The sequence below is a fragment of the Photobacterium sp. HL06 genome (assembly GCF_059552575.1).
The window spans coordinates 3,512,921-3,539,019 of record NZ_CM183914.1; the positions used below are offsets into that span (position 1 = coordinate 3,512,921).

The following is a 26,099-nucleotide window of genomic DNA, read 5'->3' on the forward strand; positions in this document are numbered from 1 at the left end:
TAAGTCCGGGCTGGATTCTGAAGGTCTAGGCATTATAGGCGTTCTGCCCAATAGAAAAAACCCGGATCCGATCACTCGAATTCGGGTTTCAATAACAATGAGACGATGTTGTTAGCTTCGGCTATCAAGCATTTTGCGTAGCATACCGGCAGGCTGGTAACCCGGCAGCATGGTACCATCTTCCAGTATCATGGCAGGCGTACCGCTGACACCCATCGCCACACCGAGCTGGTAGTGCTTGCGGACAAGATCTTCACGCTGGGTGATGCCGCTGACATTAAACTCGCCACTTTTCGCCTCATTCATGGCCTTCGCCGTATCTTTCGCTCCCCAGATAGCACTCATCTCGGCAAAGTTACGTGAGCGTTCACCACCACGAGGGAAAGCCAGGTAACGGATAGTAATACCGGCATCGTTGTAGGCCTGCATCTCGCTATGCAGCTTGCGGCAATAACCACAGCTGGTATCGGTGAATACGGTCACAACGTACTTCTCGTCTTTGGCCGGATAGACGATCATCTCGCCTTCCATCCCCGCCAGCTTAGCCTTGTTCAGCTTGGCCATTTTCTGCTCCGTCAGGTTGACGGGCTGGGCACCATCGTTCTGGTATAGCTGGCCAGCAAGGAAATAGTTACCGTCGTCAGAAACGTAAACAATACCACGGTCTGTTACCACTTCATTCAAACCAGAAAGCGGAGACGGTGTAATCGAGACCGGAGCTAACCCCAATCCACTGAGTTTCGTCTTGATTGCAGCATCATCAGGCTTAGCCGCTGCTGTAAAAGCAGTAAGTGCCACAGCAGTTGCAAGTATCGTACGGCCAAAAAAGTGCATTCGACTATTTCCTTTCAGCAATAATATGGATAACTAGTAAGACCCTTAAGAGTCCGAAAAACTTTCATAGTTCAATTAATAATAGGTTCTTTCAGTATAACCAAGCCTATCAATAAGCAACCAGTATATCGCATTGTAACGGTTTGGCCCTGAGACACCAAATCAAGCCCTTGGATGATGCGTTTCGTGCAGCTGCTTGAGCCGCTCTGTCGCCACATGGGTATAAATTTGCGTGGTAGACAAATCACTGTGGCCCAACAACATCTGGACCACCCGCAGATCAGCCCCATAGTTAAGCAAATGAGTCGCGAAAGCGTGCCGCATGACATGGGGAGAAAGCTTGTCTGAGTCAATACCGGCCAACACGGCATAGTGTTTGATCCGGTGCCAGAAAGTCTGCCGTGTCATTTGCTTGGCACGCTTGCTTGGAAACACGACATCTGAACTTTTCTCGCCCAGCAGCTGCGGGCGCCCGGTTTCAAGAAACTGTTCAATCCAGTCGACGGCATTTTCTCCCATCGGAACCAACCGCTCCTTGTCTCCTTTACCGGTAACCCGTACCACCCCCTGGCGCAGACTGACATTCTCCATGGTCAGGCTAACCAGCTCAGTGACCCGCAATCCCGTTGCATAGAGCAGCTCCAGCATCGCCTTGTCTCGCAGCTCAATAGGATCATTGGGATCCGGCGCATCCAGCAGGGCATCAACCTGCTCTTCACTGATATCTTTCGGCAGGCGTTTGGGCAGCTTCGGGCTGACTAACATTGCACTTGGATCATCCTCCCGAATTTTCTCCCGGTTCAGGTACTGGTATAGCCGCCGGATTGCCGAGACCATGCGAGCCCGGGAGGTCTGCATATAATCAGCATCAAACAGCCACTGCTGATAACGCTGCAAATCGTCCACGGAGGCGCTGTCCAGGCTGAGTTTCTCCTGTTCGAGCCAGCGACACAGTTTATTTAAATCATTGCGATACGAAGTTAAGGTATTTTCAGACAACCCTCGCTCCATCCACATAGCATCGAGAAACCGCTCAATGATCACTTCGTCGTTTTCCACCACAACCTCTAACCAATCGACTAATCCATCGCATTAACACATGGATAAATACACAGTAGTTTTGTCATGGTAGTCTATTTATCAGCAAAAGTAACTGGCCATTTCACTGTCAAATTCCCCCACCACTTTTATGACAACATTCACTTTACCCAGCTCCAGCGTCATCTTGCGGCACACAGAATTAGTCAACAGCCGCCAACCTAGGTAAAATCCCCAGCTATTGTTCTAATGCACAAACCTACTGGACTAGCAGCATGAAAATTGGCTTATTCTACGGCTCAACCACCTGTTACACCGAAATGGCAGCAGAGAAAATCCGTGACTGTATCGGCGCAGAGCTGGTCGAACTGCACAACATCAAAGAAGCAGATATCAGCACAATGAATAACTTCGATATGCTGATCCTCGGGATCTCGACATGGGATTTTGGTGAGCTGCAGGAGGACTGGGAAGCCGTATGGGAACAGCTGGACGGACTCTCGCTAAAAGGGAAAACTGTCGCCCTGTTTGGCCTTGGCGATCAGGAAGGCTATACCGAATGGTTCCTCGATGCGATGGGCATGCTGCATGACAAACTACTGCCGACAGGTGCACACTTTGTTGGTTACTGGCCTAACGAAGGCTATGAGTTCGAAGCTTCAAAGGCTTTGACCGAAGACCAGAACTTCTTTGTCGGCCTGGCACTGGATGAAGACAGCCAATATGAATTTAGCGATGATCGTATCACCCAATGGTGCGAACAAATCCTGACCGAGTACAGCGAAACGCTATAATATTTTGCTTCAGATATAAAAACGGGATGCCATGGCACCCCGTTTTTGTTGACTGTCGATCAGCGATTAAGCAGTCTGAATTTCCTGCTGCTCGGCTTTGCCACCGACAAAGCGGGAGACAACCAGTGCCGCGAAGGTCGGCAGTACCCATGCCATACCGAAGTCAAACAGTGGCAGTACATTCAGCGCTGACATGTCGATACCCATGAACTTGGCGGCATCAATCAGGCTAAAGATAAACGATACCAGCAGTACAATACGGTAAGCGGCACGCGGGTTTGGCATCCACTGGCGCACAAAGGTCAGAACAACCAAGGCAACAGCAACCGGGTATAGCGCAAACAGAACCGGAATCGACAGTGCGATCAGCTGGCTCAGGCCAACATTGGCAATTACGGCACACACCACAGCCAGGATAACCGCCCACTTTTCGTAAGACAGCTTAGTCAGAGAGCTGAAGTAATCAGAACACGCACTGATCAGGCCAATAGCTGTTGTCAGACACGCTAGCAATACGATAGTTGACAGGATCATCTGACCAACAGGGCCAAATAGCGCCTGAACATAAACAGCCAGGATAGCACCGCCGTTATCGGCACCAGCCGCGACAACCGAACTGGTTGCGCCAAGGTAAAAGAGTGAGATATACACAAATGCCAGACCGGCAGCGGCAATCACACCAGCATAAATCAGATAAGTACAAGTCGCTTTCTCGTCAGTCACGCCTTTCTTGCGGATAACATCAACAATCAGCATACCGAACATCAGCGCCGCAAACGTATCCATGGTGTTGTAACCTTCAAGGAAACCTTTGGTGAACGCCATGTCAACATAATCGCCCTGGGCTGCCAGGATCTCACCCTGCGGGTTAACAAACACCGCGATAGCCAGTACCGCCAGCACGACAAACAGAGCCGGAGTCAGGAATTTACCAATCATGTCGATCAGCTTGCCACGAGACCAGGCAAAGAACAGGGCAACGGCAAAGAAAGCAACGGAGAAAATGGTCAGGCTTGCCTGGCCAGCATCAGTAATGAAAGGCTTAACTGCCATTTCGTAAGCCACAAGACCTGTACGCGGTGCTGCAAAAGCGGGACCAATAATAATGAAGATCAGCACAGCCATCAGGGTCGCCACTTTCGGTGGCAAGTCGCGAGTCAGACCACTCCAGCCACCACCCGCAACAGCGACGGCAATAATACCGATCAGCGGTAGGCCCACTGCGGTAGAGAGGAAACCGAACATCGCCGGGAGTAGGTTTTCACCTGCGGATAAACCTGCCTGAGGTGGAAAAATGATATTTCCCGCCCCTAAGAAAAACGCGAAGGTCATAAAACCTAACGCCAGTATGTCTGTAATCTTGAGTGTTTTATTCAAACTGCACCTTCCACTCGTTATCTGTCTGTATGATGTGTTTACGATATTAGAATTATTTGTCACAAATACTTACTGCTAAATGTGACATATATCGCAGCATAATGAAGAAAAAGAGAACAATAAGCAACCACCCAGTGATAAACACCATAATCTTTGGCTTGGCAACCAAAAAACCAGCACAACACACCAAATTTAGAACCCCAACAAACACATAAAACCAATAAATCAGGCTTATTAAAAAGATAAAAAATAGCATCAATATCTATTCAACAACAAATTAACAAAATTAAAATATTCTGAAGTCTAAAACTAACTGGCTATAATGCTGTTCTAATGACGCTGGTAGCCGAATTGCACGGCCATAGGGCGTTGATGTTGAACCTGACGGAGATATGATGGCAAAAGGGTTTACTTTCAAAGAGTTCCATATTGATGATTTCGGCTGCGGTATGCCAGTCAGTACCGATGGGGTATTACTGGGAACTTGGGCGGAATTAGTTGAACATGGCCAGATCCTAGATATTGGTACCGGCAGCGGGCTATTGGCATTGATTGCCGCCCAGCGCACTGCTGAGGCCGCTCCCCCTGTTGTGGCGGTCGAGATTGATCATGCAGCGGCTAAGGCTGCCGGCCACAACTTCGCACAATCACCCTGGCCTGATCGCCTGCAATGCATTGAGCAAAATATTGAAAGCTGGGCAGCCCAGCAAGCCGCCGGGGCCTTTGGTACTATCGTCTGCAATCCGCCTTATTTTAATTCAGGCTTGCAGGCTGGCTGCCAGGCTCGGGCAACGGCTCGCCATACCGACAGCCTGACCCACCAAAAACTACTGGCTACGATCCGGCACTTGCTCTGTGAAACAGGCACCGCCAGCCTGATCCTGCCCGAGTACGAAGGTCGGCAGTTGATCAAGCTGGCTCCAGCTTTTCAACTTTTCTGCCGTAAACTGTGCGAAGTACGCAGTACAGAGAAAAAACCTGTCAGCCGTTTACTAATCGCACTTTCTCCGCTACCAGGTGGCATGCACACCGAACAGCTGTCCATCCATCACCAAGGACAATATTCTGAGTCATTCTCAGCACTGACCCGTGATTTTTACCTTAAGCTTTGAGCACATACCGGGGGCAGAGTGTCGCAAGATGACTTAATCACGAAGTTTTTATACTTTAATCGGTGATACTTGCGGCAATTGTCTCTATAATGCCGCCCCTTATATCAATGCCTCTCGTCATTATCTCATACTAAATTGAGAGTAATGACTGGCGTTAGTCTTATTCCCGAGGAGAGATGACTGGTGAGAGACTTTTCCGAATTAGAGTTAGATAGCGAGCTGTTACAAGCGATTGAAGAGGTCGGCTATGACCGCCCGACCGTTGTTCAGGCCCAGGCTATCCCTCATGCCCTGGACGGTAGAGATGTTCTGGCTTCCGCTCCAACTGGTACCGGAAAAACTGCCGCTTTTCTTCTGCCAATGCTTCAGCACCTGCAAGACTTTCCGCGTAAAAGGCCGGGGCCTGCGCGTGTTTTGGTGTTAACACCAACCCGCGAGCTAGCCATTCAGGTGGCAGATCAGGCCCGTGCACTGGCGAAGTTTACCAACCAGAAAATCTTCACGATTACTGGTGGTATCTCGTATGACGAGCATGCTGAGCTGCTAGGTAAAACACAGGATATCGTTGTGGCAACACCGGGCCGTCTGATGGAATACATCGAAGCGGAACGCTTTGACTGTCGTGCTATTGAATGCCTGATCCTGGATGAAGCAGACCGCATGCTGGATATGGGCTTTACCAAAGTTGTTGAGCGCATCAATAAAGAATGCCGTTGGCGCCGCCAGAGCCTGCTGTTCTCTGCAACGCTGGAAGGTAAGGGTGTACGTGAATTTTCAGAGACTATTCTAACTGAGCCTGTAGAAGTCAATTCAGAGCCTTCACGCCGTGAACGCAAGAAGATCCACCAACTGTACCTGCGTTGTGATGATATGAACCACAAGCTGGCCTTGTTGGAAAACATCCTGAATCATCAGGCTGAGCGCAGTATTGTGTTCATCAAAACACGTGAGCGCCTCGGTGCCCTACGTGATCAGCTTGCAGCGATGAATATCAAATGTAGCTGGATCCAAGGTGAAATGGCGCAGGTATCACGTAACAATGCGATCGCACGTTTCCGCGACGGTGAAGTCAACGTGTTACTTGCGACCGACGTTGCGGCTCGTGGTATCGATTTACCGGATGTTAGCCATGTGATTAACTTCGATATGCCACGTACTTCAGATGTCTACCTACACCGGATCGGCCGAACCGCTCGTGCAGGCAAAAAAGGGACTGCAATCTCGCTCATCGAAGCACACGATCAACCAATGATCGAGCGTGTGGGTAGATACATGAAAGAAGAAGTGCCTGAGCGCTTTATCAGCGGATTACGACCAGTTAGCAAAAAGTCGAAAACCGTTAAGAAGAAAAAAGTAAAAGTCGACAAGAAGCTCAAAGCGGCCAAAGTGAAGAAAGCGGCAAAGAAGAAAAACAAAGCGGCACCGCAAAAGCCAAGTAGCAAAAAAGACGCATAAGCCTTCTTAGACGTCACTCATCAACAACAAAGGCAGGGGATGACCCTGCCTTTTATTTACCTACAAACCTATTTCGTAACCACTGCCGTGCACTTTATCAAGGTTGAGTTACTTTTGTTCTTCGCGCTTGAAGACTAGTTCCTTGTCCGTCGATTCTGCCGGGACAAAATAGTATCCCGCCACATCAAACTGCTTCAGGACTTCTACTGAATCAACTTTATTATCAAGGATATAGCGAGCCATCAAGCCTCGGGCTTTCTTGGCATAGAAACTAATAACCTTGTAATTACCATTCTTGCAGTCTTTGAATACTGGCGTGATCAGCTGTGCATCAAGCTTCTTCGGTTTTACCGATTTGAAGTACTCGTTCGAAGCCAAGTTGACCAGGATCTTATCGCCCTGCTCTGCCAAGGCGGCATTCAGTTTGTCGGTGATAATATCGCCCCAGAACTGATACAGGTTGGTACCACGCGGATTGGCAAGCTTAGTACCCATTTCCAGGCGGTATGGTTGCATTAAATCCAGAGGTCTCAACAAGCCATAGAGGCCAGATAACATACGAAGATGCTTTTGCGCATAAGCAAAGCCCTCCTCAGCCAGGGTTTCCGCAGCCAGGCCGGTATAGACATCGCCCTTAAAGGCCAAAATAGCCTGGCGGGCATTCTCAATGGTAAATTCCGGTTGCCACTCAGCAAAACGTGCGGCATTCAATCCGGCGATTTTGTCACTGACCTTCATCAAACTGGCAATGTCCATCGGAGTCAGTTCACGGCACACCTCAATAAGCTCAGCCGAATGATCGGTCAGCTCAGGCTGGGTATAGGTCTGTGTTGCCAGAGGCGATTCATAATCAAGTGTTTTTGCTGGAGAAACCACAATTAACATAAGGCTTTATTCCCATTAAGGCTAACTGATCGAAAGATTAACACCGATGCAAAAAAAAACCACGCGATAGTCGCGTGGCTTTGGTTATTTTTCTGATAGGCTGAGTCAATCAACGCTTGTCAGACTGATCCCAGATCCCTTCTTCAAGCTGAGCATGCAGCTCTGGGTAATCGTTACTGTCGAAGGTTGGTACCTTCCCCCGCGACAGCTGCTTGTTATAATCCTGGGCCAGTTTCACCACTGTGCCCGATAACAATACAATGGCAATCAGGTTGATGATCGCCATCATCCCCATCGATACGTCCGCCATTGCCCACACCGTCGGGAGATCCGCTATTGCACCAAACATCACCATACCCAATACAACGATCCTGAATACCGTCAGGCCCGCTTTATGGTTATGCTCGAGGAAGATCAGGTTGGTCTCGGCGTAGGAGTAATTGGCTACTAGCGAGGTAAAGGCAAAAAAGAAAATGGCCACCGCAATAAATATTGCGCCCCAGCCCCCCACTTGCGAGCTCAACGCACGCTGGGTCAACTCGATACCGGTAATTTCGCCATGCGGCACATATTCACCAGACATCAAGATAATCGCAACCGTTGCTGAGCAGATCACTATGGTATCCATAAACACCCCCAGCATCTGCACATAACCCTGAGACGCAGGGTGTGGCGGGTAAGGCGTCGCTGATGCCGCCGCATTGGGCGCTGAGCCCATACCGGCCTCATTGGAGAACAGGCCACGCTTCAGGCCATTGATCATGCCTTGGGCAATTGAGTAACCTAGCGCCCCTGATGCAGCTTCTTCCAAACCAAACGCACTACGGAAGATCATCAGTAACACATCCGGCAGCTTGCCAATATTGGTAAACATAATGAACAGTGCCAGTACGAGATAACACAGTGCCATTGCCGGAACCAAGATCTCAGCAGTACGAGCTATCGCCCGCAGGCCACCAAAAATAATCACGCCGGTCATGAACACCAGTGCCACCCCGACATACGTCGGGTTCCAGCCAAAGGCTACGTTCATCGCCAGGGTGATGGAGTTGGCCTGTACCGAGTTGAAAACCAAACCAAATGCGATGATCAGGAAAATAGAGAACACGACACCCATCCAGCGCATTCCCAAACCTTTTTCCATATAATAAGCCGGCCCACCTCGGTAGTTACCGTCGTCATCTCGGGTCTTGTACAGCTGTGCCAATGCACTCTCGGCAAAGGCCGTTGCCATTCCCAACATGGCAATTAGCCACATCCAGAAAATGGCACCTGGCCCCCCTAGGGTTAGCGCCACCGCGACCCCGGCCATATTGCCGGTACCCACCCGGGCAGCCAGGCTGGTACACAGCGCCTGGAAAGACGAAATACCGGCCTTATCTGACTTTCGGCTGTTCCTCATCACGCTGAACATATGGCCAAAATGCCGGAACTGAATAAACCCCAGTCGGTAGGTAAAAAAAACACCTACCCCGATAAGCAGGTAAATGAGCACGGAGCCCCACAACAGATCGTTTAAAAAATTAATCTGACTTGACACGTCTACCCCTCGAAAATTTTCAAAAAATGACCGTACCCAGTACTTTTTCTATTAGCACTGAATAAAATCAAAATAATAGGGTTGCTTACTAACAACCTTAGTCGTTCTTTTTTATGTGGTAAATGACAGGTACAAAACCAGCCCAAATCAATGGGTATGCTGTACCTGAATGCAGCAGATTTGTGTTGTATCACTGCAGATGGCGCATGATCATGCAGGGATATCAGCTAAAAATCAATATGCCCAATCGGAATGCAAGGGTGAGAATGGCAGCGCCCGGCCTTAACCATGAGAATAGGTAACAGACATCATTAGCCTCTGCCTGCATAGTTATTTATATTCTTTAAAATTCAACCTTCTAACAGCAGCAAATCAGCTGTTACTGTTCGCTTTTTAACCACGCGTAAGCTAGTTGCGAGTGAACGCACATAAAAGATTCATAAATAGATAACAAATGCGAAACACATCAATTTTATTTTAATTCCCGATATGATATTTAACTAAAGACTAATCTGTAAGAAAGAGGTGCTCTATGGACAGCTATGCATTCGATGACATTCTTGCAACAGATACACCACGCCGTGGTGCCCGTAGCAAGCCAGTTAAGCGCAAGTGGCGGGAAATTGAAGCTCTAAAGGACAGGCAAAGACTTCGTAAAGAGTTGGAAGATATTGATATGTTCAGGGATTACCCTGATGACATAGATATCAGCTAGTTTTACACACGGCTAAGCAAAACGCCGGCTGATGCCGGCGTTTTTTTGTCTAGTGCGCTCTCGGTGCACATCGGTTATTTAAGCTAAGTCGTCAAACGGGCAGCCAAATGCCGGTATCGCTCGGACACCTTGTCACCGAATAGGGGATCGCACTCACACTCTTTATACTCCGCAGATATGGCTATCCAGTCCTCGGCCGTAAATGTACGGCGAATTAAAGGCAGAATGTGTTTTTCTTCAAATTCCAAATGTGCTTTTTGTCTTGCGACAAACGTATTAAGCTTTTCAGCGAAGACATCAAGAGGGATCACTGCATCCATCAGGATCATATCCACAGCATCGGAAAACTCATGGGTTAACTTGGCCAGTTCAATATGTTCAGCTTCCAGGCTTTGCATTTCGCCACAACTTGCATAATGCGACTGATAATAACGATACAGCAGGTCTTCTTTCGGATGGTGACAGCACTCAGCGTGCTTTTGCAAATATTCAACAATATCTTTGATCAAGCAATAATTCACAGGCTGACCATTCTGAATCGCAACCAGCTTCTGCTGCAATATGTTCAGCAGCCGGTTGATATAGCCATGTTCAGTGTGAATACTTTCCAACATCATAGCTCCCTCCCAGACAATTCTTCCTTAAACCTTGTTTTGAGTGTAAGCCGAGCTAGACAAAACTGCTTTGATCCTGATTATTTATCTTTCAAATAAGTTACAAAAAAATCACATTCGCACCAATTAGACACAATCTTCTAACTTCCAATCTATTGCTGGCTTATTCATCTGGTCCAATAACATATTAGCCTGCGAGAAATGTTTACAACCAAAGAATCCACGATAAGCGGATAATGGAGAAGGATGAGCTGACTTCAGGATGTAGTGCTTGTCACCATCGATCTTCTTCCCTTTTTTCTGGGCATGCGCGCCCCAGAGCAGAAAGATCACGCCCTCTAGATGTCGGTCCAATGCTTCAATCACCCGATCAGTGAAGGTTTCCCAGCCGATCTTGGCATGCGAATGTGCCCTGCCCTGCTCGACAGTCAACACTGTATTTAGCAGCAGAACGCCCTGCTCGGCCCAGTGCTGAAGGTAACCATGCTGGGGAATATCAAAACCTGGGATATCAGTGGCCAGCTCTTTGTACATATTAGCCAGGGAAGGTGGCGTCTTAACCCCAGGGCGCACAGAAAAGCTCAAGCCGTGTGCTTGATCCGGGCCGTGGTAGGGGTCTTGCCCCAGAATCACGACCTTAACATCTTTAAATGGTGTGGTATCAAAAGCGCTGAACACGTCTTGCTCTGGTGGGTAGATCACTTTTCCTGCCGCGCGCTCGGCAGCAACGAACTGCTCAATATGTTGAAAATAGGGCTGCTTTTGCTCCTGGTGAATGATCTCCTGCCAGGTCACTGCTTGGCTCATGATTTGCTCCTGATACTAAATTCAACCGCTCATTCTAGTCGCCTTACCTCAAGAAGAAAACACAACCAGCCTATCAGGAGCAATCATCTTCTCATCATGCTCTACTTTTGTTCAGGATGGTGATGCTGCTGAGTGGGCGTCCGCCAATGACCACGCCCCTGGATCGGACGGTTGGCCTGAGGAAAGCGCATTGCAAAGCCAATACATAAAATCATCATGTCAGTGTTCATAGAAGCCTCCGAAACCTGTCTTTACACAGAAAATAAATCTCACATAGAGCTATGAAAGATTAATGCCAGAAACTCAGACACCTCAAAACCATTAAAAATCAAAGAGATAAGATCACACCGTGCAATTTTAGCCAACAAAAAAGCACTCATTTCAAGCAGTTGCCCTAAATGAGTGCTATCAAAATACGCCGTATATGGCTTATTCAGGCACAAAGGAGCGCAGTGTATTGATCTCCTGCTGCCAAATGTCAGGGTTAATGGTTTCCAATACCAACGGGATGTCATCAAAACGTTTATCCTGCATCAGGAAACGGAAACAATCCCAGCCAATCTCTCCTTCACCCAGACTATGGTGGCGGTCAATCCGGCTACCCAGTGCGCCTTTAGAGTCATTCAGGTGCATCCCCCTCAAATACTCCATCCCCACCACCTGGTCAAACTCGGTAAATGTCGCTTCGGTCGCCATCTCACTACGCAAATCATAACCTGCAGCAAATGTATGGCAGGTATCGATACAGATCCCGACCCGAGTCTTGTCCTCAACCTGCTCAATAATTTCAGCCAGGTGTTCAAACCGCCAGCCTAGGTTGCTGCCCTGGCCGGCTGTATTCTCGATCACAGCAATAACACCAGGCACTTCCTGATGAGCCAGGTTGATGGACTCGGCTATCAATGCCAAACATTCTCGCTCTGAGATTTTCTTTAAGTGGCTACCCGGGTGGAAATTAAGCAAGGTCAACCCCAGCTGCCGACAGCGCTGCATTTCATCAATAAACGCATTACGTGATTTTTCAAGCTTCTCTGTTTCGGGTGCGCCCAGATTAATCAGGTACGAGTCATGGGGTAAAATGGCCTCCGGAGAGAAGCCATATTGCTGGCAGCGGGCTTTGAACGCCTTGATCACATCTTCCTCGAGCGGCTTGGCCATCCACTGACGTTGGTTTTTGGTAAACAGTGCAAATGCATTCGCACCGATCTTGGCTGCATTTTCCGGAGCTTTGAATACTCCGCCCGCGGCTGACACATGCGCCCCAATTAACTTCATTTTTCTACCTTCTGCTACAACGTTGCTCTCAGTGTTCACGCGTTATTTTCAAACGAATGACACAACAAAATGATCAGATACAGGCCACATTATCACGACGAATAATGGATATACATCACCAAAAATGTTGTAAATTTACTACAAATGATCAATTCAAATATTTTTTAAATTATAAAATACACATAAAAAGCCAGGTAATATAAGAGTTAATTGACCTAGCTCAAAAAAACAACCGCATTACATTTGAGGTTTTTTGTTGTTACTTGATCTAAATCAATACCAATTTATGACTGGCGGGGTATATAATACGCAGCTCGACACAAAAATCGAAAAAATTAACGACATCCTTCGGAGGAGTAAGTCATGATCACAGGTATTCAAATCACTAAAGCGGCAAACGACGATCTACTGAATTCTATCTGGCTACTAGACAGCGATAACAATGAAGCGCGTTGCGTAAGTGCAAAAGCAGGTTTCGACGCTGATCAAGTTGTTGCGACTTCTGATCTGGGCGACATCGAGTACCGCGAACTGCCAATCGAAGCACCAGCAAAAATCGAAGGCGGTCAGCACCTGAACGTTAATGTTCTTAAGCGTGAAACTCTGGAAGACGCAGCTAAGCACCCAGAAAAGTACCCACAGCTAACAATCCGTGTATCTGGTTATGCGGTACGTTTCAACTCTCTAACAATAGAGCAGCAGCGCGACGTTATCGCTCGTACTTTTACCAACAGCCTATAATCACCTGCTGTTAAGTAAACTGCATTCTAAAAACGGCATTTCTGATGCCGTTTTTTTATATCTGTCACTAACTAGTGACAGATACAAAAAAAACGCCAACCAGAAAGCAGCTAACTTGCTCTCTGACTGACGCCTTTTCTCTTGCTATGTCGGCAAATTTAAATCAAAGCAATTAGCCCTGAACGCTACGAAGTACCGCCTTTAGCTGTTCAAAGTCATTGTCACGCTCTAGCGACAGCAGCTCCATTGCATTGTGCTTAGCCAATGGTGCCGGCAGGTCGATATCCTTCTCCAGGATCTCATCTACCACTTCCTTAAACTTCGCAGGATGCGCTGTGCAAAGGAACATACCGGTTTCACCCTCTTCAAGTTGCTCGGTCAGGATACGGTAGGCAATCGCACCATGCGGCTCGCACAGGTAGCCTTCGCTATCCATCTGGCGCAGGGTTTCTGCCGTCTGATCATCAGTGACCGCACCATAGCCCAGCTCGCCAAGCCCCCAGCCTTTTAGCTTGCACAGTTCTTCGATTCGCGGCCAGTTGTTTGGCTGGCTCACATCCATCGCGTTGGAAATAGTCGCCACGGTTGGCTCTGGTGCCCATTGGCCGTTTTCCAGGTAGCGTGGCACAGTATCATTGACGTTGGTTGCGGCAATAAAGCGTTTCACTGGCAGCCCTAGTGATTTTGCCAGCAGCCCTGCGGTTAGGTTGCCAAAATTACCGCTTGGTACGGCAATCACTAAGTTTTCACGCTCAGCTTTTGACAGTTGGGCAACCGCTTCGAAGTAGTAGCAAATTTGGGCCATCAGGCGGCTGATGTTAATAGAGTTAGCCGAGTTCAGGCCAATCTCCTGGCGTAGTGCTTCATCATCAAATGCCTGCTTCACCAATGCCTGGCAGTCATCAAATGTCCCGTTGACAGCAACCGTGCTGATGTTGCCGCCCAAGGTACAAAACAGCTTTTCCTGTAACGGGCTGATCTTGCCTTTCGGATACAAAATCACCACTTTGATGTTATCCATACCGTAAAAAGCATGGGCGACGGCGGCACCGGTATCACCCGATGTCGCGGTAAGAATAGTGATTTTGCCATCGCTATCTGTGACCGCGGCCAGTGACTGGGCCATAAAGCGGCCGCCAAAATCCTTAAAGGCCAGTGTCGGGCCGTGGAAAAGCTCGAGGGCATATACCCCGTCTTTCACCTTGGCAACAGGGGCCGGGAACTGGAATGCATTGCTTACCATCTGGTCAACGGTTTCTGCCGCAAGCTCTTCACCGATGAATGCCGAGAGGATCTTACTGCTGCGGCTGACAAAATCCATCTCAAGCAGTGCATCAACATCACCCAGTTCCGGTAACTCTGACGGGAAGAATAATCCCTGGTTACGTCCAAGGCCCTGGCGAACGGCCTGGCCAAACGAAACCTGTTCCTGATGTTCTTTTAGGTTATACAACTTCATTGTTATAGCTCACTTCCTGTTACTTTTGATCCCTGCTCATCGAGGCGACAAACGTGGACGAATCCTTCATCATTCTGAACATAATGCTCTTCGAGCCAACGTGCAATACGTTTGGCCACTTCAATGTCATTGCAGACACTGAACATGGTCGGGCCCGAGCCAGATATACCACTCGCCAGTGCCCCGGCTTCCAGCGCATACTGCCGCGCCTCGGCAAACCCAGGCAATAATCTTTCACGGTACGGTTCTGCCACCACATCTTTAATCATTGTGGCTGCCAGCTCAGGTTGTTGCGAGTGGCACGCATGAATAAATCCGCCCAGATAACGGCCGTGGGCAATCACATCCTGGCGGCGGTACTGCGAAGGCAGGATCGCGCGCGCCTCAGCGGTCGGCACCTTGATTCCAGGATAGGCCATCACCCAGTACCACTCGTCAAAGCAAGGCACCGACTGGCTAATGATCCCCAGCTCTTCCACCATGAACTGCAAGCCACCCAAATAGCATGGCGCCACATTATCATAGTGCAGGCTGCCGGAAATCTCCGCTTCCATCTCGCCCATCAAAGCCAGCAGCTCTGTCTCGTTCAGCGCCATATCATGAAAACGATTGAGTGCATCCAATGCAGCAACAATCGAACAGGCGCTGGAGCCGAGCCCTGAACCAATCGGCATATTTTTCTCAAGCGTCATGGCAACAGGCTTAAGCACCAGCCCTTTCTTGTCCAGCTCGCGGGCATATACCTGCCAGCAGCGGTAGACAATATTCTCTTCAGCAACCTGCGGCAATTTCGCGACAAAACTCCCCACACAGCTTAATGAAAACGGCTGCTCGCCAGCCGCAACCCTTACCCGATCGCCGAGCAAGGTGCCATCGATCGGCGACACTGCTGCCCCCAGCACGTCAAAACCGACACTCACATTGCCAATCGATGCTGGCGCATAAACTACAACACTCATTTTAGACTCCTAGCTTCCAGCCTAATGTACGCATCAGATCGGCAAACACACCGGCGGCTGTAACTTCAGTACCGGCACCGTAGCCGCGCAGTACCAAAGGAATTGGTTGATAGTAACGGCTATAGAATGCCAGGGCATTTTCACCGTCTTTGATTTTAAACATCGGATCGTCTGGGTTAACGGCTGCAATCTTCACCGCACACTTGCCGTTATCAATCTCCCCGACATAACGCAGTACTTTATCTTCTTTTGCAGCTTGTGCCGAGAGCTGCTTGAAGTACTCATCCGCCTCAGGCAGACGAGCCATGAAATCATCCACCGAACCTTCTGCATCGAACCTTGGCGGTAGGGCTTGTTCAACCACTACATCATCCAGCTCTAATGCAAGTCCCGATTCTCTAGCCAAGATCAATAGTTTGCGCGCCACATCCATACCGGACAAATCATCACGCGGATCCGGCTCAGTAAAGCCGTTATTGCGCGCTACAGTGGTCGCTTCGCTAAAGCTCATTCCCTCATCAAGCTTACCGAAGATAAACGACATTGAACCAGACAAAATGCCAGAGAAGCGCTCCAATTCATCACCTGCCGCCATCAGATTCTGCAAGTTTTCGATAACAGGCAGGCCGGCACCCACTGTAGTGTCATACATGAACTTACGGCGAGTTGAACGTGCTGCCTGACGCAACTGATGGTAGTAGGCCATACTGGCAGTATTGGCTTTCTTGTTCGGGGTGATCACGTGGAAACCAGCCGCCAGGAAGTCAGCATACTGCTCGGCAATCCCTTGATCAGAAGTACAGTCAATAATCACCGGGTTGATGATGTGGTGACGCTGCACCAGCTGGATCATCCGGGCGAGGCTTAGTGGCTCGCTGACCTGTCCCATTAAATCGCGCCAGTTGTCTAGCGGCAGGCCATTGCTATCCAGCAACAAACCACGACTATTGGCCAGGCCGCACACCCGGATCACAATACCATTGTCAGCCAGTTTCTCCTGCTGGCGACATACCTGGTCAACAAGCTCGCCACCAACACCGCCCACACCAATAACAAACACATCAAGGAAGTGCTTACTGTTAAACAAGTTTTCATGGCAGGCTTTCACGGCCTCGGACACTTTTTCAACCGGGATAACCGCTGAAATTGCTCGCTCTGATGAGCCCTGGGCAATCGCAATAATGTTCACATCCACTTCCGCCAGCGAGGTAAAGAAGCGGGAGGCAATACCGCGAGATGTCCGCATACCATCACCGACTAAGGTAACAATGGCCGAGTTATCAAGGAACTCAACCGGCTCCAGCAGACCTTCTTTCAGCTCCAGCTCAAAGCTATTTTGCAGCGCTTGCTGAGCAACGGCTTTGTCTTCACTTTCAATGCAGAAGCTGATGCTGTACTCCGACGATGACTGGGTGATCAGTACAACCGATACCTTTGCTGCTGACATCGCGCCAAAAACACGTGCCGCCATCCCGACCATACCTTTCATTCCCGGGCCGGAAATGTTGACCATAGTGAGATCTTTGAGGGTCGTGATCCCTTTAATATCAAGTTTATCTTCGCCAGTATCTAGGCCAATCAGGGTTCCAGCCCCTTGTGGGTTAAAGCTGTTTTTAATCAGGCAGGGAATGTGGAACTGGGCAATCGGGGCAATGGTTTTCGGGTGCAGCACCGATGCGCCAAAATAAGACAGCTCCATGGCCTCTTGATAGCTAAGAGATTTGAGCAGTCGTGCATCTGGAACCAGGCGAGGATCGCAGTTATAGACACCATCAACATCAGTCCAAATTTCACAGCATTCAGCACGCAGGCACGCCGCCAATACTGCCGCTGAATAATCGGAACCATTTCGTCCCAGAGTAACCAACTCTCCTTTATCATTACCGGCGGTAAAGCCCGGCATGATATTCACATGGCCTTCAGGTAGTGGATCTTGTTTGAAATTATTGGTCGATACTTCGATATCAACATGCGCTTCCAGAAAGTCACCGTGTGCCAGCAGGCGCTCGACAGGGTTAATCAGGCTAGATGGCTGCCCCTTGGCTTCCAGCATCGCTTTCATCGCAACAATAGATAGGCGCTCACCTTTGCTGATCACTTTGGCATAGACGTTATCAGGGCACAGGCCCAGTAGCTTCATACCATGGACATATTGCCTAAGCTGACCGAGCGAACTGGCTAGTTTGGCATCAAGCAGTGCTTTATCAAACTTTGGCTCCAGCGCCAGCAGGCCTGCAAACAAATCATTAAATACGGCTTCCAAATCGGCAAGCTGCAGTTCTGCCTCCCCGGTCTTGACAGTGCTTTCAATCACCGACACCAATTTATTGGTCACTTTGCCCGGTGCTGAAAGTACTACAGACACCTCGCCCTGCTGGGCATTATTGGCAATAATATCTGCTGCCCGTGAAAAACGGTCCGCATCTGCCAGTGATGAGCCACCAAACTTTAATACTCGCATTCCCTACTCCCGACTTCCTTGATTCACTGACGACCTAACTGCATAACTAGCGCTGGTGTGAGTAAACATCTTCAAATAAAAAGGTTAAAAAAAAGCCCGCACTTTTTTGAGTGCGGGCTTTTTTCTCAATTCTTATGCGTATCAGCCCGCCCCAACACGCATGGTGCCGGTAATAATGGTGGTGGTAATATTGCTGATCGCTGTAAACATAATAGCCTTAGGTTTAGCCAATATTCTGTATTACTTAACGTTTACCTTAATACGCTGACTGAGTCAATAAAGTTTTTGCTTTTCTTGTATAAGCTGCTACCAATCTGGACATCAATCACCCACCCTTTCTATGCTTTAAAAGAATAAAAACAGGCAATAGATTGAAGTTAAGCGCGCAGCGTTGCATAGTAGAGTTAATGATGAATAATAATTAGCCAGTTTTAAGACAGTAGGCATAGAAAAGCTGGCTACATTTAATTCGGAGGGATCCCGAATGGCAGCAGTAATGGAACAGCTCGTAGCCCATACAATTTTGCAAGGTTTTGATGCCATGTACGGCCGATTCCTGGATGTCACCGCTGGCGCCCAGGAGCGTTTTGAAAGCCAAAATTGGCCCGCCGTGCACCAAGCTCTCAAGAAACGGATCAGCTTTTATGATCACCATGTCGGCCTGGTGACTAGCCAGATCCAGATCATGCTCGGCGAGCGGTATGCCAACCGTACCTTTCTTATGGCAGTAAAATCGGCCTATGAAGATTTGCTGCTCGACTATCCCCGCTATGAAATCGCGGAAAGTTTTTTCAACTCTGTCTATTGCCGAATTTTCGAGCACCGCAATATCAACCGGGATAAGCTGTTTGTTCACAGCTCACAAGAAGGGCGGATCCCAACTTACCCCACATCGCTAACCCGTATCTATAACACCGGTGGCGGACTCAAGAGCGTACTGAAAAGAATGCTGGATGACACGCCATTTACCGTGGGCTGGGAAGACAAAAACCGAGATATCGACCTCATCGTCCAGCGGCTGCAACATGATCTCGGCACCGAGCTTGGCAATACTCCGGTCATCGAAATCATCCGTGAGCCTTTTTTCCGTAACAAGGCCGCCTACCTGATTGGCCGGATCCATCTCAAGGATAACCGCGCTGTGCCACTGGTGCTGCCAGTGCTCAATAACAGCAGCAAGCAACTCTATATTGATGCCTGCCTGTGCCATGTCGACAACGTCAGTATCATCTTTGGCTTTGCCCGCTCTTACTTTATGGTATATGCCCCAGCACCCGCTGCACTGGTGCGTTTTCTGGCTGAGTTGATCCCTAATAAGACCAATGCTGAACTCTATACTGCTATTGGTTGCCAAAAGCATGGCAAAACCGAGCTATACCGCGAGTTCTTGCATCACCTGGAACACTCCGGCGATCAGTTTATTTCGGCGCCGGGGATCAAAGGAATGGTCATGTCGGTGTTCACCCTGCCTTCGTATGACTTCGTATTCAAGATCATCAAAGACAAATTTGCACCGCAAAAAGATATCAGCCATTCAACCGTAAAAGAGAAGTACAAGCTGGTTAAGGAGCATGACCGCGTGGGCCGGATGGCCGATACCCAGGAATACCGCAACTTTTCTTTCGAGCGCCACCGTTTCAGTGATGAATTGCTGGAAGAATTGCTGGAGGTCGCCCCTTCGATCATCAAGGTCACCGATGATCAGATCATTATCAAGCACCTTTATACCGAGCGGCGAATGATCCCGTTCAATATCTATATCGAGCAGGCTAATGAGCAGGATCTGCGCCATGCCGTCGATGAATATGGCAAAGCGATCAAACAGCTGGCGGCGGCTAATATCTTTCCTGGTGATATGCTATTTAAAAACTTCGGGGTTACCCGCCATAAGCGTGTGGTGTTCTATGACTACGATGAAATCAGCTATATGACCGAAATGAACTTTCGCAAAATCCCGCCCCCTCGTTATCCGGAGGATGAGATGGCGGCCGAGCCATGGTACAGCGTGGGGGTCAACGATGTTTTCCCTGAAGAATTTCGGACCTTCTTGTTGATCAATCCTACCGTCAGAGCATTGTTCAATGAACTACACAGTGACTTGTTTGATGCCAGTTACTGGCAGCAGCTACAACAGAATATTACCAATGGCCGGTATGAAGATGTATACCCTTATAACAACAAGCACCGACTGCGAAAATAGACTTAGCGCTGGATCTGAATGTTACGCCTTGGGTTAAGGTTAATGTTGCATATCTCATTCAGCCATTTCTAATGTATCAATAATAAGAATTCTATCCTATTATTGAAAATGCTGACTATGATCAGATAACAATTACAAATAATATATCAACAATAACAGTGCAACAGGGAAGGTGGCGCAATGAAGCAATTGCTGATCACGATTGCCCTGCTGGTAGTGGCTTTACCAACAACAGCAGCAGAAAAAGGGCTTTTTAACCTGATAGAGCAGGATGGATCATCATCCGGCTGGTTTATGTCGTCGCAATCAAAAAGTGCCGAACAGTTTGATGTCTGGCAAATTGACAGCGGCTACGCCTACGCATTAAGCGATAATACCGAGCTTTATCTCAGCACCCGCCTAAAAACAGGCAATCAATCCCAGGCAGCCACTCGGGGGCTGCTATCCGGCGTGAAATACAGTCTTTCATCTAAAATTAGCCTGAAAAGTGCGTTAACCTCGGAAACGGTAGAACGCGACACGGTGATGGGCGTTGAAGTGTCGAGCCAATATGAAGTCACCGATCGGGTTAACCTCCATGCCACAGTTGACTATGAGGCACTGGAGCAACTCTATCAACTGGGCATCGGGTTCCGTTTCTAAGCCCGATCATTGTTCTAAACTCAACGAATACAAACAACACCACATTGTTTATATTCGTTGGCACCTCCTAACACTTAACTCGTTTCTAGAACTGAAAGATCCAGCCGCTTCTGGCTCAGCAAAATGCCGTTGAGATCGGCATATAACATATCTCCTGGGTAGACCATCGTATGGGCCACGGTCAGGGTCACATTGCGATCACCCGTCTGCCTTTTGTCCGTTTTAAACGGGCAGGCCGCCAGGGCCTTTACCCCGATATCAATGGTTGCCAGGGTGCCGATATCACGTGCCGCCCCGTTGATCACGATCCCTTCCCAGTGATTCTTCTGTGCCAGTTTTGCCAGCTGATCGCCAAGCAGTGCAAGGCGACAGGAGCCATGGCCGTCAATAAACAATACCTTGCCAGTACCATCTTCAGACACAATATCTCGCACTAGGCTGTTATCCTCAAAGCAGCGCAGCGTAACGACTTCACCGTAAAATATGTTCCTGCCACCATAATCATGTACCGCCAGAGGCAGCCAGCGAACATCCTGTCCATAGTGATCACACAAATCGGGTAGTAAATCTATCATCACAAACTCCTTTGTCTTCATGGCAAGTGCGCACCTCTACTCAGTGTAGAAAAAGTCTTTGATTTCACCCAATTTTATTGTTGTGACATTATCCATTAGGGCAGGAACCAGATACAGTTGCCCCCACTCTATCCAGTAGAACGCATTCTGTTCCCAGCGGCGCGCCAGCTGGTCAGCTTGTTCCAAAGAGAGCGCTACCGCAAAGCCCGGCTCTTGCCAACTCCCGTCCGGGGCACTACTTGTCACCGTTTGTAGCCCATTTGTCACATTTTGGAGCTCACTTTTCAGTAATTCGTTCCGTTTTAAGTTGTCAGACTTATTAAGAACAATGCTTCTGGGATTAAATGCTGTTAGAATTGCAAAGCAGGGGTAAACGGGGTGTTGCTCGGCTTTGAATAAAATAGCCTGGTAGCTACACCATAACGAGATGTGTTCACACATTTTCAGTTTTACCTTAGGTGCGACGTATTATTTTGTAGCTAATGTTAAACAAACTGAAGATTAGCAAGACCATTCAGTCTGTTTGATATAAATCAAGAAAGCTCCAAAAAGCAGCCACGAAACAAAGCCGCAATATTGTTAGCGAGCTGTTAAGTGCATACAATCGTCGCCATCCCACGGAGATTGTAGCCAATGCCCCTTATTTTCGGGCTTCTTCAGCAATAGTCATGACATATCATCTTGCTGAATAACGGATGGCGTACCAGACAGGCTGCTATATCAGCTTAATAAAATGTATTTTGTCTAATACTTTGCCTGTATGTGAATTTTTTTTATAGAATTTAACTATTCTGTTTTTGACCAGATTCCGTTTTTAGAAATTTAGGTACTGCCAATGCAAACCCCTCACATTCTAATTGTAGAAGACGAGCACGTAACACGTAATACCCTGAAAAGCATCTTTGAAGCCGAGGGTTATACTGTATTTGAAGCCAACGACGGTGCTGAGATGCACCAAATGCTTTCCGAGCACCCGGTTCACTTAGTGATCATGGATATCAACCTGCCAGGCAAAAATGGCCTGCTGCTAGCACGTGAGCTTCGCGAGCAAGGCGATATGGCACTGATGTTCCTAACCGGCCGTGACAACGAAGTTGATAAGATCCTGGGCCTTGAAATTGGTGCTGATGATTACATCACCAAACCATTCAACCCACGTGAACTGACTATCCGTGCTCGCAACCTGCTGACCCGTGCGATGAACCAAGGCCTGCCAACCGAAGATAAAAGATTGGTTGAGCGTTACGAATTTAACGGCTGGTCGCTTGAAATCAACAGCCGCTCCCTGGTTAGCCCAAGCGGTGATCAGTTCAAGCTGCCGCGTTCTGAATTCCGTGCCCTGCTTCACTTCTGTGAAAACCCAGGCAAAATCCAGACCCGTGCCGAGCTACTGAAGAAGATGACAGGCCGTGAGCTGAAGCCACATGACCGTACTGTTGACGTTACGATCCGTCGTATCCGTAAGCACTTCGAGTCTGTCGCCGATACACCTGAGATCATTGCGACCATTCACGGTGAAGGCTACCGCTTCTGCGGAGACCTGGGCGAAGAGTAATTCTTTACCCATCCGATCAAAAAAGGCTCCTTCCGGAGCCTTTTTTATTTTCTGGCAACGAGCTTAGAACACCTCGGCAAGCACGACATCATGCTGTACGAGGGTGTGTTCTTGACCTCCATGCATAATGTTTACTGCTATATTGACCTTACTGCCAGGCTTCCATTCAGGACCGCCACGTAGCGCTACTTCAAGGCTCAACTCGCCTTCGGCACGTACTTCTAGATCGTCCGTCACCAGCCACTGCTTATCCTCGTGATCCAGCAATACCTGGGTGATTTCAATCCCTGTCGGCAGCGCTTGCATATCCGTCGACTGAAGCTTCACCGAGGCATGCAGCTTATAGGCAGGTTTGGTACCGTCGTCCCCTATCACCGGCATGCTATTTAGCCATAGCTCGCTGCTGAGGTTAACAACCACCCCTGCAACTGTCAGCTCTGTCGGTGACTGCCAGATGTCTGCCGCCAATGAAACTTGGGGCTCAGCTTCTGGCTCAAGCGTTTCCGGCACCACCTCCTCGGCTGGTATATCTGTCTCTTCAGCGACAGGTGATTGAACCTCTGCCTCTGCGGGTGGTTCAGCATCAGTCACAGATGGTTTTTCAGGCTCGGAACAAGCGACCAGCAGCAGACAGCTTGCAGCCAGCGAAATAGTTCTTAACGTCATGATGATTTCTCCTGCATGGCTAACCAGCCTTTAAGCACAGTCAGATCATTCTGGTAACCATCTTTAATTTCATCGACCCAGTCATTGATGTTTTCCCACCAGGCCGGCAACTCGGGCGACTGCGCTTTCTGGGCAACCTGCTGGATATGTTTCAGCCCGATAGACCCGGCAGCCCCTTTAATTTTATGTGCCTCAAATTTGATACCGTCTTTATCCTTGGCGGTCATATTGGAATCAAGGATCTCAATATACTCCGGCATTTTTTCCTCAAACATGGCAATGCTTTCATAGACGGGCTTGGTACCGACAATTTCAACATAGGAGCTCAGCATCTCGAGATCCAATAGCTGGTTAACCATATCCTCACTCAGGCCATTACTATCTTGTTCTTGCTCTTGCTCCGGGAACAGATCATCCATTTCCTCATCCTCATCAAGTGGGCAAGTCAGCACCAAGCGCTGGATCACATCGGTGATCGCCTTCACACTAAGCGGCTTGCTGAGCGCATCATCCATGCCCTTTTCTAGGTATTCCTCCTTGTCCTTGATCACGTTGGCCGTCAGCGCCACCAGGGCAGGTAGGTAGTCATACTTCTCTCGCAGTATTCTGGCAATATCAAAGCCGGACATGTCAGGTAGCTGAATATCAAGCAATACCAAATCATAGGCCTCAGGATCAAACTTCTCCAGCGCTTCATCACCCCGCATCGCAATCGTCACCTCGTGCCCGAGGGTTTCCAGCAGTGCCTTGGCTACAGTGATATTCAACTCAATATCTTCAACCATAAAAATATTCAGGCTGGCTTGTGGTACCGCAGGCATCACCTCTTCTTCTTCCACTTTTTCCACCAGCGGAACACAGATGGTGACGGTAAAGGTACTGCCCTCACCCACTTCAGAAGAAACGGTAATATCCCCCCCCATCATCTGGACCAGCTGCCGCGATACCGCCAAACCAATACCGGTTCCCACAGCATGCAGATTGTCACTGCCTTCCTTGACCTGATAATACATGGCGAAAATTTTATCTAGCTCGGATTCAGGAATACCGATCCCGCTGTCTTCAACCTCGAAGGTGATCTCTGCTTGCTGCTCATGGATATCACAACTGACAGACAGCACCACACCACCCTCTTTAGTAAATTTGGTCGCATTGCTCACAAGGTTCCATAACACCTGCCGCAGACGGGTACTGTCGACTTCAATACAGCCAGGTAAGTCTGTGAGGCGTTCTAGATCAAAGCGTAGCCCTTTCTGCTCCGCCATCAGACCTGAGATGTTTTCCATCTCTACTACAAACTCTTCAAAATCGAGCGGTTTTGGCAATAATTCCAGACGGCGGCGATCGGATTTATCCATATCGATAATGTCATTGAAAATATTACCCAGGGTGATCGCACTAACATGAATAGTGCGCATATAGCCGCGCTGCTCTTTGTTAAGGCGAGTTTCCAGCAACATCCGGCTCAGCCCGACAATACCGTTAAGCGGCGTTCTCAGCTCATGGCTGATAGTGGAAATAAAGGCTGTCTTATCTCGGCTGGCTTTCTCTTGCGCATCCTGGTACTGCTTGCGCTCGGTAATATCACGGCCAAAGCCCATCAGCCCCAGACGGCGGCCATCCCGGCTATAGAAAGGGACTTTACGCAGCTCAAAGATAGCCTTGCGACCATCCGGATACTCCAGCCACTGCTCGTAGGTAAGCGATACGCTCTGGTTAAAGACCTGCTGATCCGTCTCGGAAATTTTGCTCGCCACTTCCTCGCTGTAAACATCCCAGGGGGTCAACCCCACCAGCTGTTTCTCTGTTCTGTCGGTCAGCTCTTCCATCGCTCGGTTACAGCCGGAAAACTGACCTTTTTCATTACGGTAGTAGATCAAATCCGGCGACGCATCGAGAAATGATTTCAGTAGCGCACTCTGCTCTGCTAGCTCAAGCTGGGCATTTTCCCGCTGATAGACTTCATTTTCTAAATCCTGCATCGCAACCTGGCGGGCTTCCTCTGCTTTTTCCCGCTCTTCAATTTCCTGGTTGAGCTGGGAAATATTTTCCTGCAGCTGCTTATTAAGCAGCATATCGCGCGAACGCATTTCTTCCAGTTTGGTCACTAACTTAGACAAACGCTGACGTGAGTCCTCAAGCTGGTCGACCACCACCGACAGAAAATACACCGCCCACGGCGTGATCAGCAGGCCGAAAAATACCGAGCGTACAATATCGATATTATGCACTTCTCCCTGCAACACCAAGGTCACCCCAACCTGTACCACAACAGCCAGGGCCACCAAGGCCAGCGCTAACAGCAAACTGAACCTGACGATGCCAAGCTTGACCAGCAAGTCAACATAGAATTGAGCCAGCACTTTGATTTGTCTCATTATTTATTCCTACCAAT

General features: G+C 48.7%; 24 protein-coding genes and 1 other annotated feature. Of the genes, 8 read left to right on the forward strand and 16 right to left on the reverse strand.

Features of this window, described 5'->3' with window-relative positions; translation table 11 throughout:
• Positions 1-111: 111 nt before the first annotated feature.
• Together dsbC and xerD are read right to left on the reverse strand one after the other, a co-directional pair.
• Entirely contained in the window at positions 112-834 is a 723-nt protein-coding gene (gene dsbC / locus AC51G0_RS15895; protein WP_496299693.1) for a bifunctional protein-disulfide isomerase/oxidoreductase DsbC, read from the reverse strand.
• Between the two features lie 162 nt (positions 835-996).
• Positions 997-1,851, reverse strand: a complete 855-nt coding sequence (gene xerD / locus AC51G0_RS15900; RefSeq protein ID WP_496301979.1) for a site-specific tyrosine recombinase XerD — start codon at positions 1,849-1,851, stop codon at positions 997-999.
• Positions 1,852-2,147: 296 nt separating this feature from the next.
• Between xerD and fldB the strand changes: the two genes are divergently transcribed.
• Positions 2,148-2,666: a flavodoxin FldB gene (gene fldB / locus AC51G0_RS15905; protein ID WP_496299694.1), complete on the forward strand. Its 519-nt coding sequence runs from the start codon at positions 2,148-2,150 to the stop codon at positions 2,664-2,666.
• A 66-nt stretch (positions 2,667-2,732) separates the two neighbouring features.
• Here the strand turns inward: fldB and brnQ are convergent, their stop codons facing one another.
• Positions 2,733-3,998, reverse strand: a complete 1,266-nt coding sequence (gene brnQ, locus AC51G0_RS15910) for a branched-chain amino acid transport system II carrier protein (RefSeq protein WP_496301980.1) — start codon at positions 3,996-3,998, stop codon at positions 2,733-2,735.
• A 440-nt stretch (positions 3,999-4,438) separates the two neighbouring features.
• On the opposite strand from brnQ, the gene AC51G0_RS15915 reads away from it, so the two are divergent.
• Positions 4,439-5,155 (forward strand): tRNA1(Val) (adenine(37)-N6)-methyltransferase, encoded by a 717-nt coding sequence (locus tag AC51G0_RS15915; protein ID WP_496301981.1) that lies wholly within the window; start codon positions 4,439-4,441, stop codon positions 5,153-5,155.
• A gap of 183 nt (positions 5,156-5,338) precedes the next feature.
• Positions 5,339-6,610, forward strand: coding sequence for an ATP-dependent RNA helicase SrmB (srmB, locus tag AC51G0_RS15920; protein WP_496299695.1), 1,272 nt, complete (start codon positions 5,339-5,341; stop codon positions 6,608-6,610).
• 108 nt (positions 6,611-6,718) lie between these two features.
• Here the strand turns inward: srmB and yaaA are convergent, their stop codons facing one another.
• Both yaaA and AC51G0_RS15930 read right to left on the reverse strand, forming a co-directional pair.
• Positions 6,719-7,495 (reverse strand): peroxide stress protein YaaA, encoded by a 777-nt coding sequence (yaaA, locus tag AC51G0_RS15925; protein ID WP_496299696.1) that lies wholly within the window; start codon positions 7,493-7,495, stop codon positions 6,719-6,721.
• 109 nt (positions 7,496-7,604) lie between these two features.
• Entirely contained in the window at positions 7,605-9,035 is a 1,431-nt protein-coding gene (locus AC51G0_RS15930; protein WP_496299697.1) for an alanine/glycine:cation symporter family protein, read from the reverse strand.
• A 532-nt stretch (positions 9,036-9,567) separates the two neighbouring features.
• Here AC51G0_RS15930 and AC51G0_RS15935 point away from each other — a divergent pair.
• Positions 9,568-9,750: a DUF3545 family protein gene (locus AC51G0_RS15935; RefSeq protein ID WP_496299698.1), complete on the forward strand. Its 183-nt coding sequence runs from the start codon at positions 9,568-9,570 to the stop codon at positions 9,748-9,750.
• Between the two features lie 83 nt (positions 9,751-9,833).
• Here the strand turns inward: AC51G0_RS15935 and AC51G0_RS15940 are convergent, their stop codons facing one another.
• From AC51G0_RS15940 to nfo, 4 genes are all read right to left on the reverse strand, one after another.
• Entirely contained in the window at positions 9,834-10,367 is a 534-nt protein-coding gene (locus tag AC51G0_RS15940) for a hemerythrin domain-containing protein (RefSeq protein ID WP_496299699.1), read from the reverse strand.
• Positions 10,368-10,490: 123 nt separating this feature from the next.
• Positions 10,491-11,171 (reverse strand): uracil-DNA glycosylase, encoded by a 681-nt coding sequence (ung, locus tag AC51G0_RS15945; protein WP_496299700.1) that lies wholly within the window; start codon positions 11,169-11,171, stop codon positions 10,491-10,493.
• Between the two features lie 101 nt (positions 11,172-11,272).
• Complete coding sequence (locus AC51G0_RS15950; RefSeq protein ID WP_496299701.1) at positions 11,273-11,401, reverse strand: hypothetical protein; 129 nt, start codon at positions 11,399-11,401, stop codon at positions 11,273-11,275.
• Between the two features lie 199 nt (positions 11,402-11,600).
• A complete protein-coding gene (nfo, locus tag AC51G0_RS15955; protein WP_496299702.1) occupies positions 11,601-12,446 on the reverse strand; it encodes a deoxyribonuclease IV in 846 nt (281 codons plus the stop codon).
• A gap of 363 nt (positions 12,447-12,809) precedes the next feature.
• On the opposite strand from nfo, the gene grcA reads away from it, so the two are divergent.
• Positions 12,810-13,187, forward strand: coding sequence for an autonomous glycyl radical cofactor GrcA (gene grcA / locus AC51G0_RS15960; RefSeq protein ID WP_496299703.1), 378 nt, complete (start codon positions 12,810-12,812; stop codon positions 13,185-13,187).
• Positions 13,188-13,359: 172 nt separating this feature from the next.
• Here grcA and thrC read toward each other — a convergent pair whose 3' ends face one another.
• From thrC to thrA, 3 genes are read right to left on the reverse strand one after another with little or no spacing between them, the layout of a single operon-like run.
• Positions 13,360-14,646, reverse strand: coding sequence for a threonine synthase (gene thrC / locus AC51G0_RS15965; RefSeq protein WP_496299704.1), 1,287 nt, complete (start codon positions 14,644-14,646; stop codon positions 13,360-13,362).
• Positions 14,647-14,648: 2 nt separating this feature from the next.
• Positions 14,649-15,605, reverse strand: coding sequence for a homoserine kinase (gene thrB, locus AC51G0_RS15970; protein WP_496299705.1), 957 nt, complete (start codon positions 15,603-15,605; stop codon positions 14,649-14,651).
• A gap of 1 nt (position 15,606) precedes the next feature.
• A complete protein-coding gene (gene thrA / locus AC51G0_RS15975; RefSeq protein ID WP_496299706.1) occupies positions 15,607-18,066 on the reverse strand; it encodes a bifunctional aspartate kinase/homoserine dehydrogenase I in 2,460 nt (819 codons plus the stop codon).
• Positions 18,067-18,151: 85 nt separating this feature from the next.
• Positions 18,152-18,266, reverse strand: a sequence feature (Thr leader region).
• Positions 18,267-18,550: 284 nt separating this feature from the next.
• Between thrA and aceK the strand changes: the two genes are divergently transcribed.
• Positions 18,551-20,266 carry a bifunctional isocitrate dehydrogenase kinase/phosphatase gene (gene aceK / locus AC51G0_RS15980; RefSeq protein WP_496299707.1) on the forward strand — a complete coding sequence of 572 codons (1,716 nt, stop codon included), beginning with the start codon at positions 18,551-18,553 and terminating at the stop codon, positions 20,264-20,266.
• A 180-nt stretch (positions 20,267-20,446) separates the two neighbouring features.
• Complete coding sequence (locus tag AC51G0_RS15985) at positions 20,447-20,908, forward strand: hypothetical protein (RefSeq protein WP_496299708.1); 462 nt, start codon at positions 20,447-20,449, stop codon at positions 20,906-20,908.
• Between the two features lie 74 nt (positions 20,909-20,982).
• Here the strand turns inward: AC51G0_RS15985 and AC51G0_RS15990 are convergent, their stop codons facing one another.
• Both AC51G0_RS15990 and AC51G0_RS15995 read right to left on the reverse strand, forming a co-directional pair.
• Positions 20,983-21,483 carry a putative 4-hydroxy-4-methyl-2-oxoglutarate aldolase gene (locus AC51G0_RS15990; RefSeq protein ID WP_496299709.1) on the reverse strand — a complete coding sequence of 167 codons (501 nt, stop codon included), beginning with the start codon at positions 21,481-21,483 and terminating at the stop codon, positions 20,983-20,985.
• Positions 21,484-21,519: 36 nt separating this feature from the next.
• Positions 21,520-21,924, reverse strand: coding sequence for a DUF3293 domain-containing protein (locus tag AC51G0_RS15995; protein WP_496299710.1), 405 nt, complete (start codon positions 21,922-21,924; stop codon positions 21,520-21,522).
• A 394-nt stretch (positions 21,925-22,318) separates the two neighbouring features.
• On the opposite strand from AC51G0_RS15995, the gene arcA reads away from it, so the two are divergent.
• Complete coding sequence (gene arcA / locus AC51G0_RS16000) at positions 22,319-23,038, forward strand: two-component system response regulator ArcA (protein ID WP_496299711.1); 720 nt, start codon at positions 22,319-22,321, stop codon at positions 23,036-23,038.
• 63 nt (positions 23,039-23,101) lie between these two features.
• Here the strand turns inward: arcA and AC51G0_RS16005 are convergent, their stop codons facing one another.
• Both AC51G0_RS16005 and arcB read right to left on the reverse strand, forming a co-directional pair.
• Entirely contained in the window at positions 23,102-23,704 is a 603-nt protein-coding gene (locus tag AC51G0_RS16005; protein WP_496299712.1) for a hypothetical protein, read from the reverse strand.
• Positions 23,701-26,082, reverse strand: a complete 2,382-nt coding sequence (gene arcB / locus AC51G0_RS16010; RefSeq protein ID WP_496299713.1) for an aerobic respiration two-component sensor histidine kinase ArcB — start codon at positions 26,080-26,082, stop codon at positions 23,701-23,703. Before arcB ends, AC51G0_RS16005 begins: the two co-directional genes overlap by 4 nt.
• Positions 26,083-26,099 lie beyond the last annotated feature (17 nt).

Bases quoted from the DNA above. Each gene is read 5' to 3' on its own strand.
- yaaA (WP_496299696.1), bottom strand. From the start codon at position 7,495: ATGTTAATTGTGGTTTCTCCAGCAAAAACACTTGATTATGAATCGCCT.
- AC51G0_RS15990 (WP_496299709.1), bottom strand. From the start codon at position 21,483: ATGATAGATTTACTACCCGATTTGTGTGATCACTATGGACAGGATGTT.
- arcA (WP_496299711.1), top strand. From the start codon at position 22,319: ATGCAAACCCCTCACATTCTAATTGTAGAAGACGAGCACGTAACACGT.
- AC51G0_RS16005 (WP_496299712.1), bottom strand. From the start codon at position 23,704: ATGACGTTAAGAACTATTTCGCTGGCTGCAAGCTGTCTGCTGCTGGTC.
- AC51G0_RS15995 (WP_496299710.1), bottom strand. From the start codon at position 21,924: ATGTGTGAACACATCTCGTTATGGTGTAGCTACCAGGCTATTTTATTC.
- dsbC (WP_496299693.1), bottom strand. From the start codon at position 834: ATGCACTTTTTTGGCCGTACGATACTTGCAACTGCTGTGGCACTTACT.
- thrB (WP_496299705.1), bottom strand. From the start codon at position 15,605: ATGAGTGTTGTAGTTTATGCGCCAGCATCGATTGGCAATGTGAGTGTC.
- grcA (WP_496299703.1), top strand. From the start codon at position 12,810: ATGATCACAGGTATTCAAATCACTAAAGCGGCAAACGACGATCTACTG.
- aceK (WP_496299707.1), top strand. From the start codon at position 18,551: ATGGCAGCAGTAATGGAACAGCTCGTAGCCCATACAATTTTGCAAGGT.
- AC51G0_RS15940 (WP_496299699.1), bottom strand. From the start codon at position 10,367: ATGATGTTGGAAAGTATTCACACTGAACATGGCTATATCAACCGGCTG.
- fldB (WP_496299694.1), top strand. From the start codon at position 2,148: ATGAAAATTGGCTTATTCTACGGCTCAACCACCTGTTACACCGAAATG.
- AC51G0_RS15915 (WP_496301981.1), top strand. From the start codon at position 4,439: ATGGCAAAAGGGTTTACTTTCAAAGAGTTCCATATTGATGATTTCGGC.
- AC51G0_RS15935 (WP_496299698.1), top strand. From the start codon at position 9,568: ATGGACAGCTATGCATTCGATGACATTCTTGCAACAGATACACCACGC.
- nfo (WP_496299702.1), bottom strand. From the start codon at position 12,446: ATGAAGTTAATTGGGGCGCATGTGTCAGCCGCGGGCGGAGTATTCAAA.
- AC51G0_RS15985 (WP_496299708.1), top strand. From the start codon at position 20,447: ATGAAGCAATTGCTGATCACGATTGCCCTGCTGGTAGTGGCTTTACCA.
- ung (WP_496299700.1), bottom strand. From the start codon at position 11,171: ATGAGCCAAGCAGTGACCTGGCAGGAGATCATTCACCAGGAGCAAAAG.
- xerD (WP_496301979.1), bottom strand. From the start codon at position 1,851: ATGTGGATGGAGCGAGGGTTGTCTGAAAATACCTTAACTTCGTATCGC.
- brnQ (WP_496301980.1), bottom strand. From the start codon at position 3,998: ATGACCTTCGCGTTTTTCTTAGGGGCGGGAAATATCATTTTTCCACCT.
- AC51G0_RS15950 (WP_496299701.1), bottom strand. From the start codon at position 11,401: ATGAACACTGACATGATGATTTTATGTATTGGCTTTGCAATGCGCTTT.
- thrA (WP_496299706.1), bottom strand. From the start codon at position 18,066: ATGCGAGTATTAAAGTTTGGTGGCTCATCACTGGCAGATGCGGACCGT.
- thrC (WP_496299704.1), bottom strand. From the start codon at position 14,646: ATGAAGTTGTATAACCTAAAAGAACATCAGGAACAGGTTTCGTTTGGC.
- arcB (WP_496299713.1), bottom strand. From the start codon at position 26,082: ATGAGACAAATCAAAGTGCTGGCTCAATTCTATGTTGACTTGCTGGTC.